Genomic DNA, 25018 nt, shown 5'->3' with positions numbered 1-25018 from the left:
CACACTTCTGATAACCTTGCGCCAACAGGTTCGGTAAAAACCGACCGTATAATAAATCAGGAGAACGGGGATGAATTTTCCACTCATCGCGAACATTGTTGTGTTCGTCGTATTGCTATTGCTTCTCGCCCAGGCTCGCCACAAACAGTGGAGCCTGGCGAAAAAGGTACTGGTCGGTCTGGTCATGGGCGTGGTGTTTGGCCTGGCCTTACACGCCATTTACGGCTCCGATAGCCCGGTACTGAAAGATTCTATTCAGTGGTTCAACATTGTCGGTAACGGCTATGTACAGCTGCTGCAAATGATCGTTATGCCGCTGGTATTCGCCTCTATTCTGAGCGCCGTAGCCCGCCTGCATAATGCCTCTCAACTGGGTAAAATTAGTTTCCTGACCATTGGTACCCTGCTCTTCACCACGCTGATTGCGGCGCTGGTGGGTGTGCTGGTAACCAATCTGTTTGGCCTGACTGCTGAAGGTCTGGTGCAGGGTAGCGCTGAAACCGCGCGTCTGACGGCGATTGAGACCAACTACGTGGGTAAAGTGGCCGATCTGACCGTTCCGCAGATGGTGCTCTCCTTCATTCCGAAGAACCCGTTCGCTGACCTGACCGGTGCAAGCCCAACTTCCATTATCAGCGTGGTGATCTTCGCGGCATTCCTGGGCGTGGCGGCGCTCAAGCTGCTGAAGGACGATGCGCCGAAAGGCGAGCGCGTTCTGACAGCCATCGATACCCTGCAAAGCTGGGTGATGAAGCTGGTGCGTCTGGTCATGCAGCTGACGCCGTACGGTGTCCTGGCGCTGATGACCAAAGTCGTGGCAGGCTCTAACCTGCAAGACATCATCAAGCTTGGCAGCTTTGTGATCGCCTCTTATCTGGGGCTGGGCATTATGTTTGTGGTGCACGGTATCCTGCTGGGCGTGAACGGCGTTAGCCCGCTGAAATATTTCCGCAAAGTCTGGCCGGTGCTGACCTTCGCCTTCACCAGCCGTTCCAGCGCGGCATCTATCCCGCTGAACGTGGAAGCACAGACCCGTCGTCTGGGCGTACCGGAGTCTATCGCCAGCTTCTCGGCCTCCTTTGGCGCCACCATCGGGCAGAACGGCTGTGCGGGTCTCTACCCGGCGATGCTGGCCGTGATGGTTGCCCCAACCGTGGGGATTAACCCGCTGGATCCGGTCTGGATTGCGACGCTGGTGGGTATCGTGACCATTAGCTCCGCCGGTGTTGCGGGCGTGGGCGGCGGCGCGACCTTCGCTGCGCTGATCGTTCTGCCTGCGCTGGGACTGCCGGTGACGCTGGTTGCCCTGCTGATCTCTGTTGAACCGCTGATCGATATGGGGCGTACCGCCCTGAACGTGAGTGGCTCAATGACCGCCGGTACCCTGACCAGCCAGTGGCTGAAGCAGACCGACAAAACGATTCTCGACAGTGAAGAAGATGCGGAACTGGCCCATCGTTAATCACGGCTGAAATAAAAAAACCGCCTGCGGGCGGTTTTTTTATGGCTGTTATTCTTCAACCTCTTCATCCTGGCGGGTCTGCACAGCCCATCGCTGCGCCGATTCCGGCACCATAAACGCAGGGGAGCGACGGAAGTGCTCGCCAATCAGCACGAAGGCAACGTATTTACCCCGTAACATCCAGACATCGCGAAAACCATCCACTTTCAGGGCATGGTCAGGCGGCGCGGGTTCAACGCGGGGCACATAGCTAATAACCTGGCGGTTTTGTTGACGAAGAGGTTTCATAAGCGACGGGTTCACTAAAGCAAATTCTTAAAGCAGGAAATTTCTATCATAGCCGATTCTCCCCCCACCCGTCGCGCCTGACGTGAGGCAGATGGCTCCTTTCGCTAATCACTTATCTGAAAACGCTTAGTTCGCCTGCTAATTCATCACATTGTTCTATCCTTAATAGGGTTTTCAGGAACGAACAAAGGAGAATCGTGCAATGTCGAACAATGATAAACCACATCAAGCCCCTATTCATGGCACCGAAGAATCTCAACCGGGAATGGACTCACTCGCCCCTGCGGATGGCTCTCATAAACCGTCGCCGGGCCTGTCTGCGCCGGGCGAGCAACCTACTGCACCGGGAAGCGTGAAGTCGCCCGATGCGGATAACGAGAAGTTAAAATCTCTCGACCCGCACCGCAAAGGGGGTGAAGGCTATGCGCTGACCACCAATCAGGGCGTGCGTATCGCCGATGACCAGAACTCCCTGCGCGCCGGAACGCGCGGCCCGACGCTGCTGGAAGATTTCATCCTGCGGGAAAAAATCACCCATTTCGACCATGAGCGTATTCCTGAGCGTATCGTTCACGCTCGCGGCTCCGCGGCGCACGGCTATTTCCAGCCGTACAAGAGCCTGAAGGCGATCACGAAGGCGGATTTCCTTTCCGATCCGAACAAAATCACACCGGTATTTGTGCGCTTCTCTACAGTACAGGGCGGCGCGGGTTCGGCCGATACGGTGCGTGATATCCGCGGCTTCGCCACCAAATTCTATACCGAAGAGGGCATTTTCGACCTCGTCGGGAATAACACCCCGGTTTTCTTCATTCAGGATGCGCATAAGTTCCCTGACTTTGTCCATGCGGTAAAACCAGAGCCACACTGGGCCATACCGCAGGGACAAAGTGCGCATGACACCTTCTGGGACTACGTCTCCCTGCAACCGGAAACCCTTCACAACGTGATGTGGGCGATGTCTGACCGGGGGATCCCACGCAGCTATCGCACCATGGAAGGGTTTGGTATTCATACCTTCCGTCTGATTAACGCTGAAGGTAAAGCGACGTTTGTGCGTTTCCACTGGAAACCGGTCGCGGGGAAAGCATCCCTGGTGTGGGATGAAGCACAGAAGCTGACCGGGCGCGATCCGGACTTCCACCGTCGCGAACTGTGGGAATCCATTGAAGCCGGTGATTTCCCGGAATACGAGCTGGGGTTACAGCTGATCCCGGAAGAGGACGAGTTCAAATTCGACTTCGACCTGCTCGACCCGACCAAGCTTATTCCTGAGGAGCTGGTGCCGGTTCAGCTAGTGGGCAAAATGGTGCTTAACCGCAACCCGGATAACTTCTTCGCGGAGAATGAGCAGGCTGCGTTCCACCCGGGCCATATTGTGCCGGGGCTGGATTTCACCAACGATCCGCTGCTACAGGGCCGTCTGTTCTCTTACACCGATACGCAGATCAGCCGTCTCGGTGGACCGAACTTCCACGAAATTCCTATCAACCGTCCGACCTGCCCGTACCATAACTTCCAGCGTGACGGGATGCATCGCCAGGATATCGATACCAACCCGGCGAACTACGAGCCAAACTCCATTAACGATAACTGGCCGCGTGAAACCCCGCCGGGGCCAAAACGTGGCGGATTTGAGTCGTATCAGGAGCGCGTGGACGGAACAAAAATTCGCGAGCGCAGCCCGTCATTCGGCGAATATTACGCTCAGCCTCGCCTGTTCTGGAACAGCCAGACCCCGATTGAACAGCAGCACATTATCGGCGGTTTCAGCTTTGAGCTGAGCAAAGTGGTGCGTACCTACATTCGCGAGCGCGTGGTCGACCATCTGGCGCATATTGATATCCAGCTTGCTCAGGGCGTGGCGAATAATCTCGGCATCACGCTGACTGACGAGCAATGCCATGCCGCACCGCCAAAAGACGTGAACGGGCTGAAGAAGGATCCGTCCCTGAGCCTGTACGCGGTACCTGGCGGGTCAATTAAAGGCCGCGTAGTGGCTATCCTGCTGAATGATAAACCGCGCGCCAGCGACGTGCTGGGGATCATGAAGGCGCTCAAAACCCAGGGCGTACATGCCAAACTGCTTTACTCCCGCATGGGTGAAGTGACAGCCGACGATGGCTCTGTCCTGCCAATTGCCGCGACCTTCGCCGGGGCACCGTCGCTGACGGTTGACGCGGTGATTATGCCGTGCGGCGACGTTGAGAGCCTGCTCGGTAACGGTGATGCCGCCTATTATCTGCTGGAAGCCTATAAGCACCTGAAGCCAATCGCCCTGGCAGGCGATGCGCGGAAGTTTAAATCTCTGCTGAAGGTACCGGATCAAGGGGAAGAAGGCATTGTCGAAGGTGATAACATTGACGATGCGTTTATGACCCGGTTGTTTGACCTGCTTGCCGCCCACCGCGTGTGGTCGCGCAGCAGTAAGATTGACCAGATACCGGCGTAAAAAAAAGCCGGGTGGCGCTGCGCTTACCCGGCCTACATTTCGATTGCTTTTGTAGGCCCGGTAAGGCGAAGCCGCCACCGGGCTTTAACTCAAAGATCCCTGAACGTCCCCAGACGATACCCACGCTCGGCAATCGCGTACTTTAACGACGCCGACGTCAGCACATCCAGTTCTGCCAGACGCGGCCAGCAGTAGGCGCTCTTACGTACGATGTTATCGACAAACGCCGGGTGCGCCATTACCTCAAGCGAGCGCTCCCCTTTTGCGGCGGAGTCATCCAGCACCTTCAGGAACAGCGCTTCGTCGATCTCGTCGCCATAAAATGCGCTGCTGAACCCCTCCGTTGACGTCACCGCGACGTCCGGCAACCCGCGCACCTCACGATCCACGCGCATCGCCACGCCTTTACGTTGCGCAAACTCTGCCACAAGCGGGAAAATCGCCGGGATCATATGCACATGATGATGGCTGTCAATATGGGTAGGCTCGCGGCCAAACACATCCACAAAGCGGTTAAACTGGCAATCCAGCTCGCGGGCAATCTCATCGAGCGGCAGAGCGCCCTGCTCCGCCATTTCCCAAATCCATTTCCCCAGCTGGCCGTCGCGCGTCAGGCCCGGCATTGGCGAAAGGGGCAACCCAAGCGTCAGCACAAAGTGCATGCCCACGCCCAGCTCGGGCAGCTCACGGCTTAACTGCGCCGCATGTTCCACCGCCTCACCGTTGATGAGCGCTGTTGTAGAGGTCACGACGCCCCGGCGACAGGCTTCAATAATGCCGTAGTTCTGCCCTTTTGACAGGCCAAAATCATCGGCATTGACGATCAGCAGGTTTTCCATCGCGCCTCCTCTTAACGGTGTGTGAGTTTCAGTTTCTCAACCGTTGCAGCAAAGTTTGGCAGCCATTTTTCATGCGCCAGGATCATCTCACCCGCGAGTTTTTCAGCGTCACGGTCAGAATGCACCAGCGGGCTGAGGTTCAGCGCCAGCAGCACGTCATTCAGTTCGCCGCTCAGGGCCGCATTGCTCGCCGCCACTTCAAAGCCTTTGATGGTGTGAATCAGGCCCATCACCTTATCATCGAAGTGGGTAATGCGGGGATGTGGTTTTGCACCCTCGCGCCCAAGAATGCAGGTCATCTCAACGGCCCAGTCTGCCGGGATATTGTCGATGTGCCCGTGATGGGGAACGTTTACATAGTGCTCGGCCTGCTTGTCATTGTAAATGGCGTTAATCACTTCACACGCGGCATCCGAATAGTATGCCCCGCCGCGCTGCTCCAGCTCTTTCGGTTTGACGTTCAGGTTCGGATCTTTATACAAATCAAACAGCTGCTTCTCTACTTTCTGTACAACCTGAGCGCGTGCGCCACCTTTGTAGTATTCGCCCATCTCAATGGCCAGCATCTCTTTCTGCTTGAAGTAGTAGAGCAGATACGAGCACGGCAGCAGATTCAGGGAGCGGATCAGCCCTTCGCTGAACGGCAGATCGAAAATGTTTTTCACCGAGGCCGCGGTCAGGCGACCAGAGGCGACGCCGTCGAGCAGTTCCGCAAAGCGCGATTGCCCGTTCACTATCACATCTTTGATAAAGACCATGTGATTCAGGCCGAACAGATCAATGGAGAGATCATCGTTATCGGTCAGTTCCAGTACATCGCGGATGAACATCTTCATGCCAATCGGAATATTGCAGACGCCGATAAAGCGTTTGAAACCGGTGTGGCGATAGACTGCCTCGGTGACCATCCCGGCCGGGTTGGTAAAGTTGATCACCCAGGCGTTCGGGCAGATCTCCTCCACGTCTTTAATGATGTCAAAAATGACCGGAATAGTACGCAGGCCTTTAAACAGGCCACCTGCCCCGTTGGTTTCCTGGCCCAGATAACCGTGGCTCAGCGGAATGCGCTCGTCCAGCTCACGCGCCTTCAGCTGGCCGACGCGCAGCTGCGTGGTCACGAAGTCAGCATCTTTCAGTGCCAGGCGGCGATCCAGCGTTTTATGCACGGTTAAGGGCACGCCCGCTTTTTCAACCATGCGTTTGCACAGTTCAAAAATAATATTCAGCTTCTCCTGACCTTCTTCAACATCCACCAGCCATAATTCGCTGACCGGTAATTCATGATACCGTTTCAGGAAACCTTCAAGTAATTCCGGGGTATAGCTGCTGCCGCCACCAATGGTTACGACTTTTAATTTCTGTTGCATAATATCTCCCTTAGCATATCAGGTTAATCGCCTGCAAGGTATAGCGTACTCTTCCCGCTATTTGGGCAAGCCATTACGTCACTGTTCCTGGCGGATAAACCGCCGAAAGTTAATTAATTACCGTTAAATTTTTGCGGTAACTGTTCGGTGTGAATGAAGTCAATTTTTTAAAGGTTTTAATAAACAGGCTGGGGCTGCTGTAACCCGATTCGTAAGCGATATCGGTGACAGAGTAGTTAGTAATTTCCAGCTGTTTTTTGGCAAAGTTAATGCGGATTTCATTAATGATTTGCACAGGCGTTTTACGGTAATAACGCTGCGTGGCGCGCGTCAAATATTCCTGCGATTTACCCGACAGCGCCACCATATTCTCCAGGGCGTTATCGCTGAACTGTCCTTTATCGTGCATCAGCTCCACGGTACTGCGCAGCCACTGAGGAATATCATCCACCACCTGCTGTTCTTCACGGTGATGGCGGAGGCGATTCATGACGTAGAACGTCACGGTTTCAATAAATTCATCAAATTCATTGTCGCGGAAATTCAGCGATGCGATAACCGTTTCAATCCAGGTCATAAACTCATTTTTAACGCGATACACCTGTGACGCCACAAAGCAGAACGGCACCAGCGGCAGATAGTGCTTCTCGAAGAAACGCCTGCTCACCCCTACGTTCAGAATGCGTGTCGCACCAAACTCATAAAAGCTCTGGTGATAAGATCCCATTGGCAGGAAGACGAAATCGCCACGCTCAAGCAGGACGCGCTTACCGTTGATCTCCTGATAGTAGCGGCCGGTCAGAACAATCGTGAACTCGTAGTAGTCATGCTGGTGCAGACCGCTGGCGCTCTCCGTTTTGTTGTAAATCACCACGTGAAAATTTTTGCCATTAAACAGCTGTTGCTCATGTGCGGTTTTGATTTCCATCGTGCTGACCTCCTGCTACTTCAACTGACTTATTGCATCTTCTCGTGAAGCTCGATGAGCTCCGCGACCAGCTCGCGTGCCAGCATGGAGGTCATCAGATGATCCTGCGCATGTACCAGCACCAGACTCACTTTCATCTTCCCTTCGCCCTGGTCGCTTTCGATGAGCTTCGTCTGCACCAGATGCGCTTCGTTTAACGCTGTACGGGACTGCTCCATCATGGTTTTCGCGGCAACGAAGTCGCCCTGCTTAGCCTGCTTAAGCGCCGCATACGCCAGGCTGCGTGCCTGCCCGGAGTTGATGATGAGGCCCATCACCACCTCTTCCAGATCGTTCTCTGCGGTTTCTTCGGCAACGATACTCTCTAAATCTAACATCTTTAAGCTCCTTTCCGCTGGCGCGGGTTGCCCCGCGCCGTGCAATTTTAGAATTTCAGTGCGAGGGCGATATCCTCTTCGCTCTCTTCTTCATCGATAACCGTTGCGGCCTTGTTCGCAATCGCCACGAACGGCATGTAGAGCAGGGTTGCAATCCCGAGGTTGAATATCGCCAGCAGGAAGGCCGCCACGCTACCGTTGGTGTTGAAGAACGCGCCCAGACCAGCCGGCATCGTCCACGGCGCAATGTTGGTCACCGGCGGGATAATGCCCAGGTAGTACGCCGTCAGCGTAATCGCGGCCAGCAGCGGCTGAACCAGGATGAAGGGAATGAACATCACCGGGTTCATGATAATTGGCAGACCAAACAGGATCGGCTCGTTAATCTGGAAGATGCCTGATGGCAGGGCCAGCTTCGCAACCTGACGATGGTCGGCGCGGCGAGAGACAATAAAGACCGCGATGATCAGACCCAACGTCGCCCCGGTACCGCCCAGGAAGATATAGGAGTCAAGCATCGGCTTCGCCCACACATGGAAGGTTTTACCGGCCGCCAGCGCCGCATCGACGGAGCCGTACTGCTGGTAAAGCGCGACGTTTTCCAGTGCCCACGGGGTCATAATACCGCTGTCCAGCGCCGCCAGTGCCAGTGAACCATGCACGCCGAAGAACCACAGCAGGGAGGTAAAGATGACATACGCCCAACCGACCACGCTACCCATCGACGCCAGCGGCGTTGAGATAGAGTCCATAATGATCTGGTGGAAGTTAGTTCCCCAGTGAGAGAGCGCCCAGGCAATAATCCCCATGATGGAGAGAATAATGAAGCCCGGAATCAACGCGGAAAATGAACGAGAAACGGAGGCCGGAACGCTATCCGGCAAGCGGATAACCCAGTTACGGCGAATAATGAAGGTGAACATTTCGGCCACCACCAGCCCGATAATAATACCGGAAATGATGTTTGCCCCACCCAGCCAGTTTGCGCCAACGGCGTAAGCGTCACCCACGCTGTACGGTGTGACGGTCATGAACGCGGCAATGGACAGTAAGCCTGCCGCCAGCGGATCCACTTTACGCTCTTCCGCCAGCGCCATTCCGATAAAGAAAGGCGCCATTAGCGACATAATACCCAACGTACCGTTGTATACGTTGCCGCCAATGGCTTTTAAACCATTAAGGGTTTCAATAGTTGAAGCATCTAACCTAATTCCTAATGAATAAAAAAAGGAACCTTCTCCAAAGCTCAGAAAAACGTTGTTAATTAAAACGAACATTGCCCCGGCTAATGTCAACGGCATTAATTTAATAAAGCCGTTCTTAATGGCATTAACGTGAGGCTGCTTTCCTATTTTAACAGCAAAAGGAAGGAGTACCTTTTCAAGTGAAGCGATGACTTTACTCATAGGAAAATACCCTTAAATGCCGCAACGACCGTTACGGCGTATTGTGTGTGAAATAACTCTTTGACGGGAAAAATAAAAAATTAATTAGCAGCTTTTTTAATCGCCGCAACGGCAGCTTTTAATACACCTAAACCATCAATCTTGCCGTATAAAACGGAATCGATCACTTCGACCGGCTTATTGGGTAGCAGACGCTGAATTTCTGGCAGCATATAAGCGATTTGCGGCCCGAGTAAAATAACGTCTGCTGTCTGGCCCTTCTCGCCCGCCAGCGTTTCCGGAAACGCCTCAATCACCACAGGGACTTCATATTTTTCGGCCTGCGCGCGCATTTTGGAAACCAGCAGCGAAGTGGACATGCCCGCAGAGCAAAACAGATAGATATGTTTCTTTTCCATGATAACTTCCCTCTTGTTTGGCTACCCGCCGTCTCGCTATCACTCGACTCGCTATCCTGGCTGACGGGCAGTGTGCTGAACATTGTTTGTCGTTGAAGTGAGTATACGCAATGGTACAGGGAGGGGATAATTCTGGATAGACTGAAATTGTCTCTCATTGACCTGGCTTGTTGACTACCTTCACATTTCAGGCAAATAATTCGCGCCAAGAAATAAGATTCACGTATGCATAAAAAAACCGGCCTTCCGGCCGGTTTGTTAACGCTCTCAGGCAAGCAGGCTTACTGTGCCTTAGGTGCCTGTGGGTCGGTGTCGTATTCGGCACAGGTCTGGTAACCAGAATTGATCACGTGACCCGTATCATCCAGGGCGACAAAATAGGTCTCTGCCTTACCATCACGTTGACCCAGAATATAGGTCTGGCAGGTACCACGCGCGTGGATCATAGTGACTTCTGAAGAAGGTTTACCGGCAATGGCTGCAACCTGGGAACGCGTCATGCCTTTTTTGACGTCTTTTACCACTGGCTGTGTGAACTGATCTTTAGTGCGATCGTAAGCTGTACACCCTGCCAGCATAGTCAGTACCGCCGCTGCGCTTAAAATTCCTGCTACGTTCTTGTTCATATTCCGTCCTCTTGTTTATCAGCGTGTTAACTAAGCATGGGATAAAAATTACTATTGTTCAACTTTGCGAGTTACGCCAGACGAATTTCGGAAAATTCTAATAAAACAACGGTAAGCTGCTAAATCGCTGTAAAACAGTACACTCAAAACTGTGATCCTTGTCGTTTCCCCGACAAAGGGTTAGTTTTAACAGATCACACTTTCTGTTTGGTTCTGCATAGGGAGGGCGTAATGGCTCTGCAACAAGAAATTATTCAGGCGCTGGGCGCGAAACCTGCGATTGATGCCAATGAAGAGATCCGTCGTAGCGTTGATTTTTTGAAAGCTTACCTGTCTGCACACCCTTTCCTGAAGACGCTGGTGCTGGGCATCAGCGGCGGTCAGGATTCCACTCTGGCCGGTAAGCTGAGCCAGATGGCCATCTCCGAGCTGCGTGACGAGACCGGTGACACCGCGCTGCAATTTATTGCCGTACGTCTGCCGTATGGCGTGCAAGCCGACGAGCAGGACTGTCAGGATGCGATTGCGTTTATTCAGCCGGACCGTGTTCTTACCGTAAACATCAAAGGTTCGGTACTGGCCAGCGAGCAGGCCCTGCGTGAAGCCGGTATTGAACTGAGCGATTTTGTCCGCGGCAACGAGAAAGCCCGTGAGCGCATGAAAGCGCAGTACAGTATCGCAGGGATGACCAAAGGGGTCGTCGTCGGCACTGACCACGCCGCGGAAGCCATCACCGGCTTCTTCACCAAATACGGCGATGGCGGCACGGATATCAACCCCCTCTTCCGCCTGAACAAGCGTCAGGGTAAGCAACTGCTGGCGGCGTTGGGCTGCCCGGAGCACCTGTATAAGAAGGCGCCAACGGCGGACCTGGAGGACGATCGCCCTTCCCTGCCGGATGAAGCGGCGCTGGGCGTTACGTATGACAACATCGATGATTATCTGGAAGGCAAAACGCTCGACGAAGGTACCGCTAAAATTATCGAAGGCTGGTATCTGAAAACCGAGCATAAGCGCCGTCCGCCCATTACGGTGTTTGATGATTTCTGGAAAAAGTAAAAGCAAAACGGTAACTCCGCTTTGCAGGCCGGGTAAGGCGTAGCCGCCACCCGGCTCTTTTTTAACCACCAAACACCTGCTACACTGTATGCCTGAACAGTATATGGAGCAGTATGTGAGCAGGCGTCAATCCGCCCCGCGTCTTGAGTTCGAAGCGGCGGCTATCTACGAATATCCCGAGCATCTTCGCCCCTGGCTTGAGGCACTGCCTAAACAGCCTGGCGTCTATTTCTTCCACGGCGACAGCGACACCATGCCGCTCTATATCGGCAAAAGCGTGAATATCCGCAGCCGGGTGATGTCGCACCTGCGTACGCCGGATGAAGCATCGATGCTCAGGCAGTCCCGGCGGATCACCTGGATCGAGACGGCAGGCGAACTGGGCGCGCTTCTGCTCGAAGCCCGGCTCATCAAGGAACAGCAGCCGCTGTTTAACAAACGCCTGCGCCGCAACCGCCAGCTGTGTTCCTTGCAGATTAACGCAGGAAAACCGCAGGTCGTTTATGCCCGGGAAGTGGATTTTTCGCATGAACCCAATCTTTACGGTCTGTTTGCCAACAAACGTGCCGCACTGCAAACCCTGCAATCCCTGGCTGATGAATTACAGCTTTGTTACGGCCTGTTAGGACTGGAAGCCACCACCCGTGGTCGCGCCTGTTTCCGCTCAGCGCTGAAACGCTGCGCCGGGGCGTGCTGTGGAAAAGAGAGCGTTGAAGAACATCATGCCCGGTTTATGGCTGGCCTTGCCTCTATCAGCGTTAACTGCTGGCCGTGGGAAGGCGCGGTGGCGCTGAAAGAAACCCGCGATGGGATGACGCACTATCACATCATCCGCAACTGGCTCTGGCTTGGCGCCGTTGAAAATCTGGATGACGCTACCGCTCTGCTGCGCACCCCTGCCGGTTTCGATCAGGATGGTTACAAAATTCTCTGCAAGCCACTGTTAACCGGAAAATATGAGATCATCGTCCTCAATGACCCGGCAGCCAGGTAATTTCACTGAACAGCAGCGACCCCTTCGTTTCCAGTAAACGGAGGGTATGACTGCCCGCTTCCCAGCTGGCGCCCTGATCGGCGGTCAGTAATTTGTCGCCCAGTTGCCAGGCGCCGCTTAATATGAATGCCACCCCACCGCGTGATGCGAAGGTAGTGAACGTCCGGGTAGCAACGCGCACCTTTGCCTGGCAGCAATCCCGTCGGGTCATGATGTTGAAGTCCATCGACATCTGCCCCTCTGTGAGCACGGCTTTCACCGCCAGATCGCCCGCAAATCGGTAAGGCTGATGATGCTTCAGGGTATGACAAAACGCCCTGCCTGCATCCAGGGTCACCTCGCCGCCCTCCAGCAGCGTAATCACCCGGTCAACGCCCGGGAACGCGGAAAATTCGCCGTTACTGGCGATGGAGGCAATACTGGCCCGCCAGAAAAAATCCCGCGTCGCGGGAGGAAAACAGCAAATCTCACGCGTCTCACCCGCACCATTACGCCAGAGACTGACCGGCATTTTACGGATATCAAAGAATTCCATGACCACTCCTGAAGGACGCACCGTGCGCCAGGGCATTTTCACAGACGTATTATCGGCAGCAGTCAGGCCAGACCTTAGGCATGGGATAAAAGAAAAACCGCCGGTCCTGTCCACAGCGTTTTCGCTTTTGTAGACAGGAGCCCGGCGGTCTTAAGAGAGTGAACCGATTATTCGGTTGGTGCAGGCATTTTACCTTCCGGCGCTGCACGTTCTGTCAGACGCTTCTCAAAATTGGCATTAAATTGCTTTTTCTGTTCCGGCGTCAGAATGTTGTAAATCTTGTTCTGGGTTTCCATGTGGGCCAGCATGCGCGCTTTATGCTGCTCGGCCATTTTGTCGATCTGCGCTTCCGCTTTTGCTTTATCGAAGCTGTCGCTGGCAATGATGTCATGCATTGCGCGGCGCTCTTCCAGCGGAGGACGTTTCATCTGGTCACGCTGGCTTTTCATGATGTCGCGGATCTGCTGCTTCTGCGCATCGGTGAGGTTCAGATCTTTAAACATCATCATCTCATGGTGCATACCCGGCTTGCCTTTATGATGCATCATCATTTTGCCTTCCGTCGGCGCGGCGGTAGTGGTCGCGGTATCGGCGGCGAACGCCATGCTGGTAGCGCCCAGAGCCAGGGTAGAGGCAACAAACAGTGCAGTTAATTTACGCATAATGTCTTTCCTTACTTTCAGTTATTCTTCGGCGCTATGCCGTGTTGACAAGATTAACTTTACGGGGTTTATCGTCAATTAGTCAGAGCAACGGTAAAACAATGAAAGTGTAAAAAACAACTTTTCGCCAATTGTGGAGAAATTAAGGAAATAGCGTGAAGAGATGAAACAAAAATATTCAACAGGATGATTTTAAAGAGATTATGGAGAAGTATAGCGAAGTGCCGTTTAATAATAAAGCAATTCTCCAGGAATATTCCGCAAACAATACCAGAGCGTTTTTAACGCTAAGAAATTTATTCTTCATTTCCCCTCCGGTCTGCGCGAGGGGAGACGATCAGGGCATTTTTTTCCAGCATCAGGCCAGCTCGCAAACCAAACGCGACCGACGGATTAGGAAATAAAACATATTCCGTGGATTTCTGTACCGCATAGCGCGTCTCACCATCTTCCGCCAGCAGGACGCCCTGGCGAAACGGCGTAAAGTTCAGCGTATGGGGCGCCATATGTAGCTGGAAAGCCTCGCTTTGACGCGTGATCTGCTGCACGACCCGATAGCGCACAACGGGTTCCCGGGAGGGTTCCGGCGCAACCCCGGCGAGCAACGCCCGAAGCGCCTGATGCGTAGGGGCAAAACGCGTCAGGTCGTTTTGCCCGAACGGCAGCGCTTTTCCCAGCTCCAGGGTGCAGGATAACGCGCCAACATTCTCGCAGGTGAAGTGGGTAAACGTGCCGCCTGGCGTCTGGTGGAAAACCAGCGCCTCCAGCCCCGCGTCGCCAAGCCAGGTCAGAAACGCCTCATCCCACGGCTGATGACGCTGCGGTAACACGCCAAAACGCACGTGGTACGAGGCGCGAATGGCCGTATGCAGATCGAGGTGCCAGCGCGTTTCCCCCGCCCCGGCAAAAAACGCCGTGACCACCTTCTCCAGCCATTGCGCGCGTGTCGTCTCATCACTCTGTGGAAACTGCGCCCAGCGACCACCAAACATGCGGTTGATGTCGCTCACGAGATACCGTTTATTTTGCGCCAGCGCAGGCGGATTTCCCAGCACCACCAGCAGACGGCAGTGCAGCGTGATCTCTGCGCGAAACAGCGCGCGCAGCAAAAGATCGACAATCTCCACGGGCGCGGTTTCGTTTCCGTGAATGCCGGTCGAAAGCAGCAGCGACAGGTCATATTCCCCCGTCGGCGTCAGTTCAAGCACGCCCCGCCCCAGCCATCGCCAGTGGAACGAGGGGCCTTCCCCCTCTTGCCGCTCCGGTGTCTCTTCGGCCAGCGTCAGCGCCAGTAAGTTTTCCATATCATCTCCTTAGCGCTGGAACGGATAAACCGATCCCAGTTGCAGGATGGTCGATAATGCATCCAGCGCCTCGCGGCCTTCGCGCAGCAGCTGCGGATCAACCAGATCGGCCTGAACCAGACGGTCGCGATAATAGCGGTCCACCCAGTCATTGAGGGTATTGAACAGCGTGTCGTTCATCATCACCGCCGGATTCACGGCCTGCATCTCCTCCGGCGTTAACACCACGCGCAGTCGCAGGCACGCCGGTCCCCCGCCATTGGCCATACTTTCCCGCAGATCAAACACGCGCAGTTCATCAATCGGGTTATCCGCCTGCACCAGTTCGCTCAGATAGCGCCAGACGCCCTGATGGTTGCGGGACTCCTGCGGCAGCACCAGCATCATGCTGCCATCATCCCGGCTCAGCAGCTGGCTGTTGAACAGATACGTTTCGACCGCATCCTGTACGCTTACCGCCTGCGTGGGCACCTGAATCGGCATAAATCCCGGCACGCGTTCGCGCAGCGTGGCCAGCAACTTTTCCTGATGGGCAAACGCCTGCTCGTGGCAGAACAGCACCTGACGGTTGGAAACGGCAATGACGTCGTTATGAAACACGCCCTGGTCGATCACCTGCGGATTTTGCTGGGCAAAAATCACCTGAGAAGGATTAACCTGGTTCAGCCGCGCAACCGCCTGGCTTGCGGCTAAGGTTTGTCTCGCCGGATAACGAACCGGCGCGGCGTGGCCGCCCTCTTCCCGTCCATAGATAAACAGCTGCAAACCCGGCTCGCCATAGTCGCCGCCCAGACGGTTGTGGTTTGCCGCCCCTTCATCGCCAAACATCGCGACCTGCGGCAGCGCCGAATGCACCTCGAAATGCGCTTCATGATTAAAAATGGCGCGCAGCACGCGCCCGGTGGTCTCCGCTTCGCTGGCGCGGTGGAATTTGTTGTTCAGGTTAGCAACGGTCAGATGCACTTTGCCGTCCAGCGTATCCGCCGACGGCGCAACGGTGGCGGCATTCGCCACCCACATCGAGGAGGCTGAACTGGCCGCCGAAAGCAGGTGTGGCGTCTGCGTGCCTGCTTTTTCCACCACCTGTTCATCCGTACCGCTGAACCCCAGCTGGCGCAGCACGGCCACGTTTGGTCGCTCCTGAGGCGGGATCACCGCCTGCGGGAAACCGGCATCGGACAGCGCCTTCATTTTCAACAGACCCTGCTTCGCCGCCAGCTTCGGGTTCGAGACCTGGAAACGGTGCTTCGTCGAGGCTTCATTACCGAACGACAGCCCGGCATAGTGGTGCGTCAGCCCCACGAGGCCGTCAAAGTTAACCTCACGCGCTTTCATGGGCGTCACCCTCTGTAAAATCCAGCCCCGGATTCAGCGTCTCCGGCAGCGTCAGCGCCGGGGTTTCCAGGCTTGCCATCGGCCACGCGCAGTAATCGGCGGCATACCAGGCGCTGGCGCGATGGTTGCCCGACGCCCCTACGCCACCAAACGGCGCGGTGCTCGCCGCACCGGTCAGCGGTTTGTTCCAGTTCACGATCCCGGCGCGCGCTTCCAGCAGCAGCTGTTCGAATTTCTCGCGATGCGGCGATATCAGGCCGCTCGACAGGCCGTAGCGGGTGTTGTTGGCCATCTCGATCGCCGACTCAAAATCGTCATAGCGCCAGACGCACAGCAGCGGGCCAAAGACCTCTTCATCCGGCACGTTGCTCGTCGCACTCATCTCAATAATCCCCGGCGTCAGCAGCGACGTGCCCGGCTGAACCAGCTTCGGCTCCAGCAGGGTTTTCGCCCCGCGCGCCACGTGCTCCTGCCACGCTTTCAGCACGTTCAGCGCCGCCTGCGCGGAGATCAGCCCGCCGATAAACGGCTGCGGCTCGGCATCCCATTTCGCGGGAACCAGACGCGCGCTCACCTCCACCAGACGCTTCAGGAACGCATCCCCCTGCGCGCCGCGTTTAACCAGCAGGCGGCGGGCGCAGGTACAGCGCTGTCCGGCGGTAATGAACGCCGACTGAATGGTCAGATGGACCGCGGCATCGATATCATCCGGATCTTCCACAATCAGCGGGTTGTTGCCGCCCATCTCCAGCGCCAGAATTTTTTCCGGCTGCCCCGCCAGCTGACGATGCAGCTGATAGCCCGTTCCGGCACTGCCGGTGAACAGCAGACCGTCAATGTCGCTCAGCGCACTCAGCGCCTGACCTGTTTCACGCCCGCCCTGCACCAGATTCACCACCCCCGGCGGCAGCCCCGCCTGCTCCCAGAGTTTTATGACTGCTTCTCCGGTTAAGGGGGTTAACTCACTCGGCTTGAAGATGACGGTATTCCCCGCCAGCAGCGCAGGCACAATGTGCCCGTTCGGCAGATGTCCGGGGAAGTTATACGGGCCAAACACCGCCAGCACCCCGTGCGGACGGTGGCGCAGCGTGGCGGCGCCGTCTGGCATCTCGGTATGCTGCTCGCCGGTGCGGGTATGGTACGCCTTCACCGATATCGCAATTTTGTTGATCATCGCCGTGACTTCGGTTGTTGCCTCCCAGCGCGGCTTGCTGGTTTCGCAGGCAATGATGCGGGTCAGCTCGGCTTTATTGGCCTCCAGCAGCGCAGCAAATTTCTCAACCAGCGCCTGGCGCTCGGAGAATGGCCGTTTCGCCCATGCCGGAAACGCGCGGCGTGCAGCCTGGCAGGCCTGCTCAACCTGCCCGGCGCTGGCGTCGTTCCCCGACCAGAGCACCTCCTGACCGACCGGGTTAGTTTTTGTCCGCGCGTCACCTTCGCCCGTTACCCAGTCACCGTTAATCCATAGAGTCATGCTGTTTTCTCCTCAGGGCAGAGCCGCACCAGGCGAACCGTGTCGCCAGCGTTACATTTCAGGGCATCCAGTTGCGCAGCCGTCAGTACCAGACGCTCGCATGTTGGGTTGGTTCGCACCAGCATGGCGCGGAAGTTGGTGTAATTCTCGTTCGAGACCAGGCAGGCTGGCCACTCGCCCGGCGCGGGCTGGCCTTCTGAAACCTCAACCAGGCGGCTTTTACGGATGGCGCGAACGCGGTCAATGTCGCATTCCAGCGTCGGGCCGCCGTCGAAGATGTCGACGTAGTTACGGTAGCGAAATCCCTCTTTCTCCAGCACTGCGCGGGCCGGGGCGGTTTGCGGGTGAACTTCGCCGATCACCGCCTGCGCTTCAGGCGTTAAGAAATGGGTATAAATAGGATGCTTCGGCATCAGCTCGGCGATAAACGCCTTCTGACCGGTCCCGCACAGGTAATCCGCCCGGCTAAATTCCATGGAGAAGAAGCGTTCGCCCAGACTCTCCCAGAACGGCGAGTAGCCCGTCTCATCAATCACGCCGCGCATCTCCGCGACCACTTTTTCGTTGAAGCGGTCGCGAAAGGCGGCCATAAACATAAAGCGCGATTTGGAGAGCAGATAACCGTTGCCCTCTTTGCGCCAGTCCGGATCGAGAAACAGGGTGCAGAGTTCGCTGGCGCCGGTATGGTCATTACAGAGGAAGAGCGTCGGCAGCGCGTTGTAAACGTTCAGCTCTTTCGAGGCGTGGACCATCGTGCCGACGCGGTAGTTGTACCACGGATCGTTAAGCCCGACGGCCACCTCGATAGCGCAAATCCCCGCCACGGTTCCCGTGTCAGTATCTTCCAGCACGAACACATAGCCCTGTTCGCTTTTTGGCAACGTCCCCTGCCAGGTTTGCAGGGCGCGCTCAATGCGCGCCGACAGCGTTTTTTCATCGGCAGGCAGCGAGGTCAGCCCGCCCCCTGTCTTACCGGCAAGCTGCATAAGCCCGGCGAGATCGCCGTGCGCAACGGGACGGATGACCATCATGATGACACCCCGGACTTCACCTGTTCGCAGGCCAGCGCAAAACGATCTAAGCCAGTTCTGACCTCTTCCTCGCTGACGATCAGCGCAGGGGCAAACCGCACCACGTTAGCACCGGCAATCAGCACCATTACGCCCTGCTTTGCCGCTTCCTGTGAAATCAGCTTCGCTTTGCCGGCAAACTCAGGGGCAAGCTCACAGCCTATTAACAGCCCCAGACCGCGGATCTCGTTGAACAGGCCAGTTTTGCTGTTAATGGCAGTAAGGCGCTCAACAAACCACTGGTGACGCTGCTTCACGCCGTTAAGCACCTCAGGGGTGTTGATGATATCCAGCACCTGTCCGGCGACAGCGGTTGCCAGCGGGTTGCCGCCGTATGTGGTGCCATGGGTGCCCACGGTCATCACGCTGGCGAATTTATCGGTGGTCAGCATCGCCCCCACCGGGAAACCGCCGCCGAGCGCTTTGGCTGTTGAGAGCACATCCGGGGTCACGCCATAGTGCATGTAGGCGTACAGCTCACCCGTGCGGCCCACGCCGGTCTGGACTTCGTCAAAAATCAGGACCGCGTTATGCCGATCGCACAGCTCGCGCAGCCCTTGCAGGAACGCTTTCTGGGCGGGCATGACGCCGCCTTCCCCCTGCATGGGCTCGACAATCACCGCACAGGTGGTGTCGTCAATCAGCTCGCTGGCAGAGTGTAAATCGTTATACGCCGCATGCCGGATATCCGGCGGCAGCGGCGCAAAATCCTGAGAATATGAGGGCTGACCACCCGCGCTGACGGTAAACAGCGTGCGGCCATGGAAGGCATTTTTAAAGGCTACGATGCCGCTCTTGTGCGCGCCGAATTTATCGTGCGCATATTTTCGCGCCAGCTTTAGCGCCGCTTCGTTCGCTTCCGCGCCGGAGTTACAGAAAAAGACTTTGTCTGCGAAAGTGGCGTCGATCAGCTTCTTCGCCAGACGCAATGCCGGTTCGTTGGTATAACCGTTGCCGGTATGCCAGAATTTCGCTGCCTGGTCATTCAGCGCCTGCCGCAGCGCCGGGTTTGCATGCCCCAGCGCATTCACCGCAATCCCACCCGCAAAGTCGATATACTCTTTGCCCTGCTGATCCCACAGGCGAGAGCCTTCCCCACGTACCGGAATAAAAGCCGCCGGAGCGTATACCGGCATCATCCATTCATCGAAATTTTCACGCGTAACTGACAGAGACATAGCGACCTCATCCGGTAAATAAAAGGTTGTTTAAATGTTAAATAATTGAGTGTTTGCACTGTGAATGTAGATTGCAGCCTTCGTGCCAGCCAGCGATAAAAATGCATAAACGGGTTGGGGTAACACAATATCAATGAGTTACAATATGGAGTTATTCACTGTTAATGCATAAATAGTGAATATTTTTACGACAAGCGGCGCTTTGCCGCATGAAAACAAGAAAGAGTATGCAGAGGCCAAATATAATTCTGGAATTGTGATCGCTCGCGAAATTTATCGGTCCTTTATGCCCTGTTCGAGGGCAAAACGCGCCGAAATGGTGCAAATATTGCACCGTCGGCATTATCTGTCGCAGTAATTGGGCGAAGCGGATAACAGACGACGTAAATTCTGCTACCATCCTTGCACTATTCACCTTGCATTGGCAGCGACTATGAAATTTGTCTCTTTTAATATCAACGGCCTGCGTGCCCGCCCTCACCAGCTTGAAGCGATTGTTGAGCAACATCAGCCAGATGTGATCGGCTTGCAGGAGACAAAAGTTCACGACGATATGTTCCCGCTCGAAGAGGTAGCGAAGCTGGGCTATAACGTTTTTTACCACGGTCAGAAAGGCCACTACGGCGTTGCGCTGCTGACCAAAGATACGCCGGTGTCGGTGCGTCGTGGCTTCCCGGGTGACGATGAAGAGGCGCAACGCCGCATCATCATGGCGGAAATTCCTTCCGCGCTCGGCAATGTGACCGTCATCAACGGCTATTTCCCGCAGGGTGAAAGCCGCGATCATGAAACCAAATTCCCGGCCAAAGCGAAGTTTTATCAGGATCTGCAAAACTACCTGACAACCGAACTCAAAAAAGAAAACCCGGTGCTGATCATGGGCGACATGAATATCAGCCCGACGGATCTGGATATCGGTATTGGCGAAGAGAACCGTAAGCGCTGGCTGCGCACCGGCAAATGCTCTTTCCTGCCGGAGGAGCGCGAGTGGATGGAGCGCCTGCTGGGTTGGGGGCTGGTGGATACTTTCCGCACGGCTAACCCGGCGACGCAGGATCGCTTCTCGTGGTTTGATTATCGCTCTAAAGGCTTCGATGACAACCGGGGCCTGCGTATTGATCTGCTGCTGGCGAGCGCCCCCCTGGCCGAACGCTGCATCGAAACCGGTATCGACTATGACATCCGCAGCATGGAAAAACCGTCCGACCATGCGCCGGTATGGGCAACGTTTAAGCTGTAAACTTCAGTGAATATTAAAAAAATCAGTCTCCTGTGCGCCCTTTTGGGCGCATTTGTTTTGACCGTTGTTTTGCTTCCTCCAGGCATGCTCTCCCTCGACACGCTAAAAATGCACCAGCAAACGTTGATCGATCGTGTGGAGCAGGCGCCTCTTCAGAGCGCGCTGATCTATTTTGCGGTTTACGTTCTGCTCTCCGCGCTGTCGATCCCCGGAGCCGCGCTTCTGACGCTGCTCGGCGGGGCGCTTTTCAGCCTGTGGGAGGCGACGCTGTTGGTGTCATTTGCCTCGACGCTCGGCGCCACGCTTGCCATGCTCGTCAGCCGTTATCTGCTGCGCGACTGGGTGCAACGGCGCTTTGCCGCACAGATGAGCACGATAGATGCGGGGATGGATCGCGACGGCGCACGCTACCTTTTTGCCCTGCGCCTGATGCCGTTGTTCCCGTTCTTTCTGGTCAATTTGCTGATGGGGCTAACCCGTCTCAGGGTGCGTCACTACTGGTGGGTCAGCCAGCTTGCAATGCTACCTGCCACCGTCATTTATCTGAACGCCGGACGCGAGCTGGGGAAACTCACCGCGCTGCGCGATATTCTGTCGCCGGGACTGCTGTTCGCCTTTACACTATTAGGGTTATTACCGCTGGTCACTCGCTGGCTGTTTTCCCGTTACATCCCTTCGATTAAAAAGTGAGGCATTATGTGCCGGGTGCGTTTTTGCGCGTTTCTGACGAGTCTGCTGCTGGCAACCTCTGCCTTCGCCGCAGAGAGCTGGCAATCCATTCAGCAACAGGCCACCGGGCAGACCGTCTGGTTTAACGCCTGGGGCGGTGACGAGGCCGTTAACCGCTACCTCGACTGGGTAAGCGGCGAGATGAAAACGCACTACGCCGTCAACCTGAAGATCGTTCATCTGGCCGATGCCGCCGACGCGGTGAAGCGGATCCAGACGGAACATGCCGCAGGACGCAGCAGTAACGGGTCGGTGGATCTACTCTGGGTAAACGGGGAAAACTTCCGCAACCTGAAAGCGGCAAACCTGCTGCTCACCGGCTGGGCGCAAACCCTGCCCAACTGGCGCTACGTCGATACCCGTAAACCGGTAACGGAAGATTTTGCCATCCCGACCGATGGGGCAGAATCCCCGTGGGGCGGCGCGCAATTAACCTTTATCGCCCGTAAAGCGAGTACGCCGACACCACCGGCAGATCCCCACGCGCTGCTGGTATACGCCCGACAGCACCCTGGCAAGGTGAGCTATCCGCGACCGCCGGATTTTACCGGCACGGCGTTTCTTGAGCAGCTACTGCTGGCGCTGACCGCCCATCCGGAGGCGTTAAAAAACGCGCCAGACAGAACCTTTGCGCAGGTCACCGCGCCGCTGTGGGATTACCTTGATACGCTGCACCCCCTGCTGTGGCGCGAAGGGAACGATTTTCCTCCGTCGCCTGCGCGCATGGATACGCTGCTGGCCAGCGGCAGCCTGAACCTGTCGCTCACCTTTAACCCCGCCCATGCGATGCAAAAGGTGGCGAGCGGTGAACTGCCTGCCGACAGCTACAGTTTCGGCTTTCTCAAAGGCATGATCGGCAACGTCCATTTTGTCGCTATCCCGGCAAACGCCAGCGCGAGCGCAGGCGCGAAGGTGGTGGCGAATTTCCTGCTGTCACCGCAGGCGCAGATCCGCAAAGCTAATCCTGCCGTCTGGGGTGACCCGAGCGTGCTGGATGGCGAAAAACTGCCTGCGAAAGCGGCAAAACAGCTTAGCGCCTTTACCCCCTCAGGCACGCCTGATGTACTTCCCGAACCTCACGCCGCCTGGGTTAACGCCCTGGAGCAGGAATGGCTTCGCCGCTACGGAACCCGCTAAGCGGGCTGGTCTGGGCGGCAATGGCGGTCATCTATCTGCCACTGCTTCCCGCCAGCGGCATGCTGCTGGCCCCGGCGTTTTCTCCCGGCAACTGGGCGACGCTGTTTGCCGACCCGCAGCTGCCGCAGGCGCTGGCCGCCACGCTGGTTTCCACGCTTATCGCGACGCTGGGCTCACTGTTTATCGCCCTGACCCTGCTTGCGCTTCTCTGGCCGGGTGAAGGCTGGCAGCGCCTGAGCACCCGTCTGCCGTGGCTGTTAGCCGTGCCGCACGTCGCCTTCGCCACCAGCGCGCTGCTGCTGTTTGCGGAAGGGGGGCAGTTTTACCGGATCTGTACGGTCTGTTCGCCGCAGCTTGACCGCTACGGTATCGGGCTTGGCCTGACGCTTGCGGTCAAAGAGAGCGCGTTCGTTCTGTGGGCAATCTACGCCGCGCTGCCTGAAAAGCGTCTCGCACAGCAGAAAATCGTCCTGCATACCTTCGGCTACGGACGAATGCAGGCGCTCAACTGGCTCGTCCTCCCGGCAATCGCCCCCGCGCTGGGCGCAGTCATGCTGGCGGTGCTGGCCTGGTCGCTTTCCGTGGTGGATGTGGCGATCGTGCTCGGGCCAGGCAACCCGCCTACGCTGGCGGTACTGGCCTGGCAGTGGCTCGCCCAGGGCGATGCACAACAGCAAACAAAGGGAACGCTGCTGTGTCTGGTGTTGCTCCTGCTGCTGGCGGCGCTTGCCGCGGTGGGATACGGCTTCTGGACGGCATGGCGGCGCGCCCAGCGTGACCCCTCCGGAATTCGTCACGCTTCGCATACTGCGCTGCCCGCACGGACGCTGGGCGGGTTACTGCCGCTGTGCGGCGTCCTCTGTGCGCTGGTTCTGCTGATGCTGGCACGCCGGGACGACATCGGCCCCGTCAGCGACAGCCTTTCACTGGGACTGCTGTCCAGCCTGACAGCGCTGGCCATCCTCATGCTCTGGCTTGAGTGGGGACCCCAGCGCGGCGCGGTGTGGGTCTGGCTGCCGCTCGCCCTCCCGGCGCTGCCCCTCGTGTCCGGGCAATATGCCGTGGCGCTGTGGCTGGGCATCGACGGCCAGTACGCTGCGGTGCTCTGGAGCCATATGCTCTGGGTTCTCCCGTGGATGCTCCTGGTGCTGCAACCGGCCTGGCGCAGGCTCGATCCCCGGCTTATCTTCACCGCCAGAACGCTGGGCTGGCGACAGGCGAAAATTTTCTGGTTCGTGAAATGCCCCCTGATGATTCGTCCGGCCCTGCTGGCCTTTGCCACCGGCTTTTCCGTGAGCATGGCCCAGTACATGCCGACCCTCTGGCTGGGAGCGGGACGTTTCACCACCCTGACGACGGAGGCGGTCGCCCTCAGCAGCGGCGGCAGCATTCCGATCCTCGCCAGCCGGGCGCTGGGTCTGTTGCTGTTGACCAGCAGCGTATTTGCCCTTGCCGCGCTGCTCTCCCGGCTCGTGGGCCGTCACAGACAAGGATTACGTTAATGCTGAACGTGAAAAATCTCACCATTGCGCCACTCTTCCGTGAGGTCAACTTCCGCGTCCCGGCGGGGGAGATTGTCACGCTGATGGGGCCCTCCGGGAGCGGGAAATCGACCCTTTTCGCCTGGATGGTGGGGGCGTTATCCGCTGATTTTAAGGCGCACGGCGAGCTGTGGCTGAACGATCGCCGCTGCGATATGCTTCCCGTGGAAACGCGCGGGATCGGCATTCTGTTTCAGGATGCCCTGCTGTTTGACGCCTTCAGCGTGGGGCAAAACCTGATGCTGGCGCTGCCGGCGCACATCGTCGGGCGCGCCCGCCGCAACGCGGTAGAACAGGCCCTGGACACTGCCGGGCTGGCAAACCACTACGCCAGCGATCCGGCGACCCTGTCCGGCGGCGAGCGCGCCCGGGTCAGCCTGTTGCGCGCTCTTCTCGCCCAGCCGCAGGCATTGCTGCTCGACGAGCCGTTCAGTCGACTGGATAAAACGCTGCGCGCCTCATTCCGGGCGTGGGTATTCGAGGTTACTCGCCAGCGCAGGATCCCGGTGGTGCTGGTCACGCATGATGAGGACGATATTCCGCCCGGCGGCGAGGTGATTGAGATTTCTCGCTGGCAATAATGTGCTAACGCAATGTTTTTGGCTTCAGGAGAGACG

At 56.7% G+C, this 25018-nt stretch carries 24 protein-coding genes; 9 read left to right on the top strand and 15 right to left on the bottom strand.

Features of this window, described 5'->3' with window-relative positions:
- Positions 1-70 precede the first annotated feature (70 nt).
- Positions 71-1462, top strand: coding sequence for a cystine/sulfocysteine:cation symporter (gene tcyP / locus KTH07_RS07035; RefSeq protein WP_015570743.1), 1392 nt, complete (start codon positions 71-73; stop codon positions 1460-1462).
- A 48-nt stretch (positions 1463-1510) separates the two neighbouring features.
- Here the strand turns inward: tcyP and cedA are convergent, their stop codons facing one another.
- Positions 1511-1750 carry a cell division activator CedA gene (gene cedA, locus KTH07_RS07030; RefSeq protein ID WP_063161991.1) on the bottom strand — a complete coding sequence of 80 codons (240 nt, stop codon included), beginning with the start codon at positions 1748-1750 and terminating at the stop codon, positions 1511-1513.
- A 202-nt stretch (positions 1751-1952) separates the two neighbouring features.
- Here cedA and katE point away from each other — a divergent pair, with 202 nt between their 5' ends.
- Positions 1953-4202: a catalase HPII gene (katE, locus tag KTH07_RS07025; RefSeq protein ID WP_017384660.1), complete on the top strand. Its 2250-nt coding sequence runs from the start codon at positions 1953-1955 to the stop codon at positions 4200-4202.
- An 89-nt stretch (positions 4203-4291) separates the two neighbouring features.
- On the opposite strand, the gene chbG is transcribed toward katE, so the two are convergent.
- From chbG to osmE, 7 genes are all read right to left on the bottom strand, one after another.
- Positions 4292-5041: a chitin disaccharide deacetylase gene (chbG, locus tag KTH07_RS07020; RefSeq protein ID WP_032619837.1), complete on the bottom strand. Its 750-nt coding sequence runs from the start codon at positions 5039-5041 to the stop codon at positions 4292-4294.
- Positions 5042-5052: 11 nt separating this feature from the next.
- Positions 5053-6408, bottom strand: coding sequence for a 6-phospho-beta-glucosidase (locus KTH07_RS07015; protein WP_017384662.1), 1356 nt, complete (start codon positions 6406-6408; stop codon positions 5053-5055).
- A 109-nt stretch (positions 6409-6517) separates the two neighbouring features.
- A complete protein-coding gene (chbR, locus tag KTH07_RS07010; protein WP_017384663.1) occupies positions 6518-7336 on the bottom strand; it encodes a transcriptional regulator ChbR in 819 nt (272 codons plus the stop codon).
- 29 nt (positions 7337-7365) lie between these two features.
- Complete coding sequence (gene chbA / locus KTH07_RS07005; protein WP_003857835.1) at positions 7366-7713, bottom strand: PTS N,N'-diacetylchitobiose transporter subunit IIA; 348 nt, start codon at positions 7711-7713, stop codon at positions 7366-7368.
- 47 nt (positions 7714-7760) lie between these two features.
- Positions 7761-9119 carry a PTS N,N'-diacetylchitobiose transporter subunit IIC gene (chbC, locus tag KTH07_RS07000; protein ID WP_017384664.1) on the bottom strand — a complete coding sequence of 453 codons (1359 nt, stop codon included), beginning with the start codon at positions 9117-9119 and terminating at the stop codon, positions 7761-7763.
- 80 nt (positions 9120-9199) lie between these two features.
- On the bottom strand, positions 9200-9517 hold the full coding sequence (gene chbB, locus KTH07_RS06995) for a PTS N,N'-diacetylchitobiose transporter subunit IIB (RefSeq protein WP_015570750.1): 318 nt from the start codon (positions 9515-9517) through the stop codon (positions 9200-9202).
- A 281-nt stretch (positions 9518-9798) separates the two neighbouring features.
- A complete protein-coding gene (gene osmE / locus KTH07_RS06990) occupies positions 9799-10143 on the bottom strand; it encodes an osmotically-inducible lipoprotein OsmE (RefSeq protein ID WP_003857836.1) in 345 nt (114 codons plus the stop codon).
- A gap of 231 nt (positions 10144-10374) precedes the next feature.
- On the opposite strand from osmE, the gene nadE reads away from it, so the two are divergent.
- Together nadE and cho are read left to right on the top strand one after the other, a co-directional pair.
- A complete protein-coding gene (nadE, locus tag KTH07_RS06985; RefSeq protein WP_003857837.1) occupies positions 10375-11202 on the top strand; it encodes an ammonia-dependent NAD(+) synthetase in 828 nt (275 codons plus the stop codon).
- Positions 11203-11317: 115 nt separating this feature from the next.
- Complete coding sequence (gene cho, locus KTH07_RS06980) at positions 11318-12196, top strand: excinuclease Cho (protein WP_063136382.1); 879 nt, start codon at positions 11318-11320, stop codon at positions 12194-12196.
- Here cho and ves read toward each other — a convergent pair.
- The 7 genes from ves to KTH07_RS06945 form a co-directional block, all read right to left on the bottom strand.
- Positions 12174-12731 (bottom strand): environmental stress-induced protein Ves, encoded by a 558-nt coding sequence (ves, locus tag KTH07_RS06975; RefSeq protein ID WP_032619838.1) that lies wholly within the window; start codon positions 12729-12731, stop codon positions 12174-12176. The genes cho and ves overlap by 23 nt on opposite strands.
- A 167-nt stretch (positions 12732-12898) precedes the next feature.
- Positions 12899-13393 (bottom strand): ATP-independent periplasmic protein-refolding chaperone Spy, encoded by a 495-nt coding sequence (spy, locus tag KTH07_RS06970; protein ID WP_015570753.1) that lies wholly within the window; start codon positions 13391-13393, stop codon positions 12899-12901.
- Positions 13394-13689: 296 nt separating this feature from the next.
- On the bottom strand, positions 13690-14697 hold the full coding sequence (gene astE, locus KTH07_RS06965; RefSeq protein ID WP_063161990.1) for a succinylglutamate desuccinylase: 1008 nt from the start codon (positions 14695-14697) through the stop codon (positions 13690-13692).
- 9 nt (positions 14698-14706) lie between these two features.
- A complete protein-coding gene (astB, locus tag KTH07_RS06960; protein WP_023303517.1) occupies positions 14707-16032 on the bottom strand; it encodes an N-succinylarginine dihydrolase in 1326 nt (441 codons plus the stop codon).
- Entirely contained in the window at positions 16019-17506 is a 1488-nt protein-coding gene (astD, locus tag KTH07_RS06955) for a succinylglutamate-semialdehyde dehydrogenase (protein WP_017384669.1), read from the bottom strand. The genes astB and astD overlap by 14 nt, the downstream gene beginning before the upstream one ends.
- The gene (astA, locus tag KTH07_RS06950) at positions 17503-18537 is read right to left on the bottom strand and encodes an arginine N-succinyltransferase (protein WP_015570755.1); all 1035 of its coding nucleotides are present in this window, start codon (positions 18535-18537) and stop codon (positions 17503-17505) included. Before astA ends, astD begins: the two co-directional genes overlap by 4 nt.
- The gene (locus tag KTH07_RS06945) at positions 18534-19754 is read right to left on the bottom strand and encodes an aspartate aminotransferase family protein (protein ID WP_023303516.1); all 1221 of its coding nucleotides are present in this window, start codon (positions 19752-19754) and stop codon (positions 18534-18536) included. Before KTH07_RS06945 ends, astA begins: the two co-directional genes overlap by 4 nt.
- A gap of 433 nt (positions 19755-20187) precedes the next feature.
- On the opposite strand from KTH07_RS06945, the gene xthA reads away from it, so the two are divergent.
- Genes xthA through KTH07_RS06920 form a run of 5 tightly spaced genes read left to right on the top strand, consistent with a single transcriptional unit; the run spans position 20188 to position 24982 of the window.
- Entirely contained in the window at positions 20188-20994 is an 807-nt protein-coding gene (gene xthA / locus KTH07_RS06940; RefSeq protein WP_015570756.1) for an exodeoxyribonuclease III, read from the top strand.
- Positions 20995-21000: 6 nt separating this feature from the next.
- Positions 21001-21684 (top strand): TVP38/TMEM64 family protein, encoded by a 684-nt coding sequence (locus tag KTH07_RS06935; RefSeq protein ID WP_017693601.1) that lies wholly within the window; start codon positions 21001-21003, stop codon positions 21682-21684.
- Between the two features lie 6 nt (positions 21685-21690).
- Entirely contained in the window at positions 21691-22860 is a 1170-nt protein-coding gene (locus KTH07_RS06930; RefSeq protein WP_072201436.1) for an ABC transporter substrate-binding protein, read from the top strand.
- Positions 22833-24362, top strand: coding sequence for a thiamine ABC transporter permease (locus KTH07_RS06925; RefSeq protein WP_075606906.1), 1530 nt, complete (start codon positions 22833-22835; stop codon positions 24360-24362). Before KTH07_RS06930 ends, KTH07_RS06925 begins: the two co-directional genes overlap by 28 nt.
- Positions 24362-24982 (top strand): ATP-binding cassette domain-containing protein, encoded by a 621-nt coding sequence (locus KTH07_RS06920; protein WP_015570760.1) that lies wholly within the window; start codon positions 24362-24364, stop codon positions 24980-24982. Before KTH07_RS06925 ends, KTH07_RS06920 begins: the two co-directional genes overlap by 1 nt.
- The last annotated feature ends 36 nt before the right edge of the window (positions 24983-25018 follow it).

The sequence above is a fragment of the Enterobacter cloacae complex sp. ECL72 genome, from assembly GCF_019056635.1.
GTDB classification, from domain to species: Bacteria; Pseudomonadota; Gammaproteobacteria; order Enterobacterales; family Enterobacteriaceae; genus Enterobacter; species Enterobacter hormaechei_C.
The sequence above is the reverse complement of the archived record's forward strand: the minus strand, read 5'-3'. Positions and strand labels throughout refer to the sequence as shown.

Coding starts and splice junctions, on each gene's coding strand:
- cedA (WP_063161991.1), bottom strand. CDS start 1,750: ATGAAACCTCTTCGTCAACAAAACCGCCAGGTTATTAGCTATGTGCCC.
- chbB (WP_015570750.1), bottom strand. CDS start 9,517: ATGGAAAAGAAACATATCTATCTGTTTTGCTCTGCGGGCATGTCCACT.
- katE (WP_017384660.1), top strand. CDS start 1,953: ATGTCGAACAATGATAAACCACATCAAGCCCCTATTCATGGCACCGAA.
- ves (WP_032619838.1), bottom strand. CDS start 12,731: ATGGAATTCTTTGATATCCGTAAAATGCCGGTCAGTCTCTGGCGTAAT.
- KTH07_RS06945 (WP_023303516.1), bottom strand. CDS start 19,754: ATGTCTCTGTCAGTTACGCGTGAAAATTTCGATGAATGGATGATGCCG.
- KTH07_RS06925 (WP_075606906.1), top strand. CDS start 22,833: ATGGCTTCGCCGCTACGGAACCCGCTAAGCGGGCTGGTCTGGGCGGCA.
- chbA (WP_003857835.1), bottom strand. CDS start 7,713: ATGTTAGATTTAGAGAGTATCGTTGCCGAAGAAACCGCAGAGAACGAT.
- chbR (WP_017384663.1), bottom strand. CDS start 7,336: ATGGAAATCAAAACCGCACATGAGCAACAGCTGTTTAATGGCAAAAAT.
- KTH07_RS06930 (WP_072201436.1), top strand. CDS start 21,691: ATGTGCCGGGTGCGTTTTTGCGCGTTTCTGACGAGTCTGCTGCTGGCA.
- chbG (WP_032619837.1), bottom strand. CDS start 5,041: ATGGAAAACCTGCTGATCGTCAATGCCGATGATTTTGGCCTGTCAAAA.
- chbC (WP_017384664.1), bottom strand. CDS start 9,119: ATGAGTAAAGTCATCGCTTCACTTGAAAAGGTACTCCTTCCTTTTGCT.
- KTH07_RS06920 (WP_015570760.1), top strand. CDS start 24,362: ATGCTGAACGTGAAAAATCTCACCATTGCGCCACTCTTCCGTGAGGTC.
- astA (WP_015570755.1), bottom strand. CDS start 18,537: ATGATGGTCATCCGTCCCGTTGCGCACGGCGATCTCGCCGGGCTTATG.
- spy (WP_015570753.1), bottom strand. CDS start 13,393: ATGCGTAAATTAACTGCACTGTTTGTTGCCTCTACCCTGGCTCTGGGC.
- osmE (WP_003857836.1), bottom strand. CDS start 10,143: ATGAACAAGAACGTAGCAGGAATTTTAAGCGCAGCGGCGGTACTGACT.
- nadE (WP_003857837.1), top strand. CDS start 10,375: ATGGCTCTGCAACAAGAAATTATTCAGGCGCTGGGCGCGAAACCTGCG.
- astD (WP_017384669.1), bottom strand. CDS start 17,506: ATGACTCTATGGATTAACGGTGACTGGGTAACGGGCGAAGGTGACGCG.
- xthA (WP_015570756.1), top strand. CDS start 20,188: ATGAAATTTGTCTCTTTTAATATCAACGGCCTGCGTGCCCGCCCTCAC.
- tcyP (WP_015570743.1), top strand. CDS start 71: ATGAATTTTCCACTCATCGCGAACATTGTTGTGTTCGTCGTATTGCTA.
- KTH07_RS07015 (WP_017384662.1), bottom strand. CDS start 6,408: ATGCAACAGAAATTAAAAGTCGTAACCATTGGTGGCGGCAGCAGCTAT.
- astE (WP_063161990.1), bottom strand. CDS start 14,697: ATGGAAAACTTACTGGCGCTGACGCTGGCCGAAGAGACACCGGAGCGG.
- astB (WP_023303517.1), bottom strand. CDS start 16,032: ATGAAAGCGCGTGAGGTTAACTTTGACGGCCTCGTGGGGCTGACGCAC.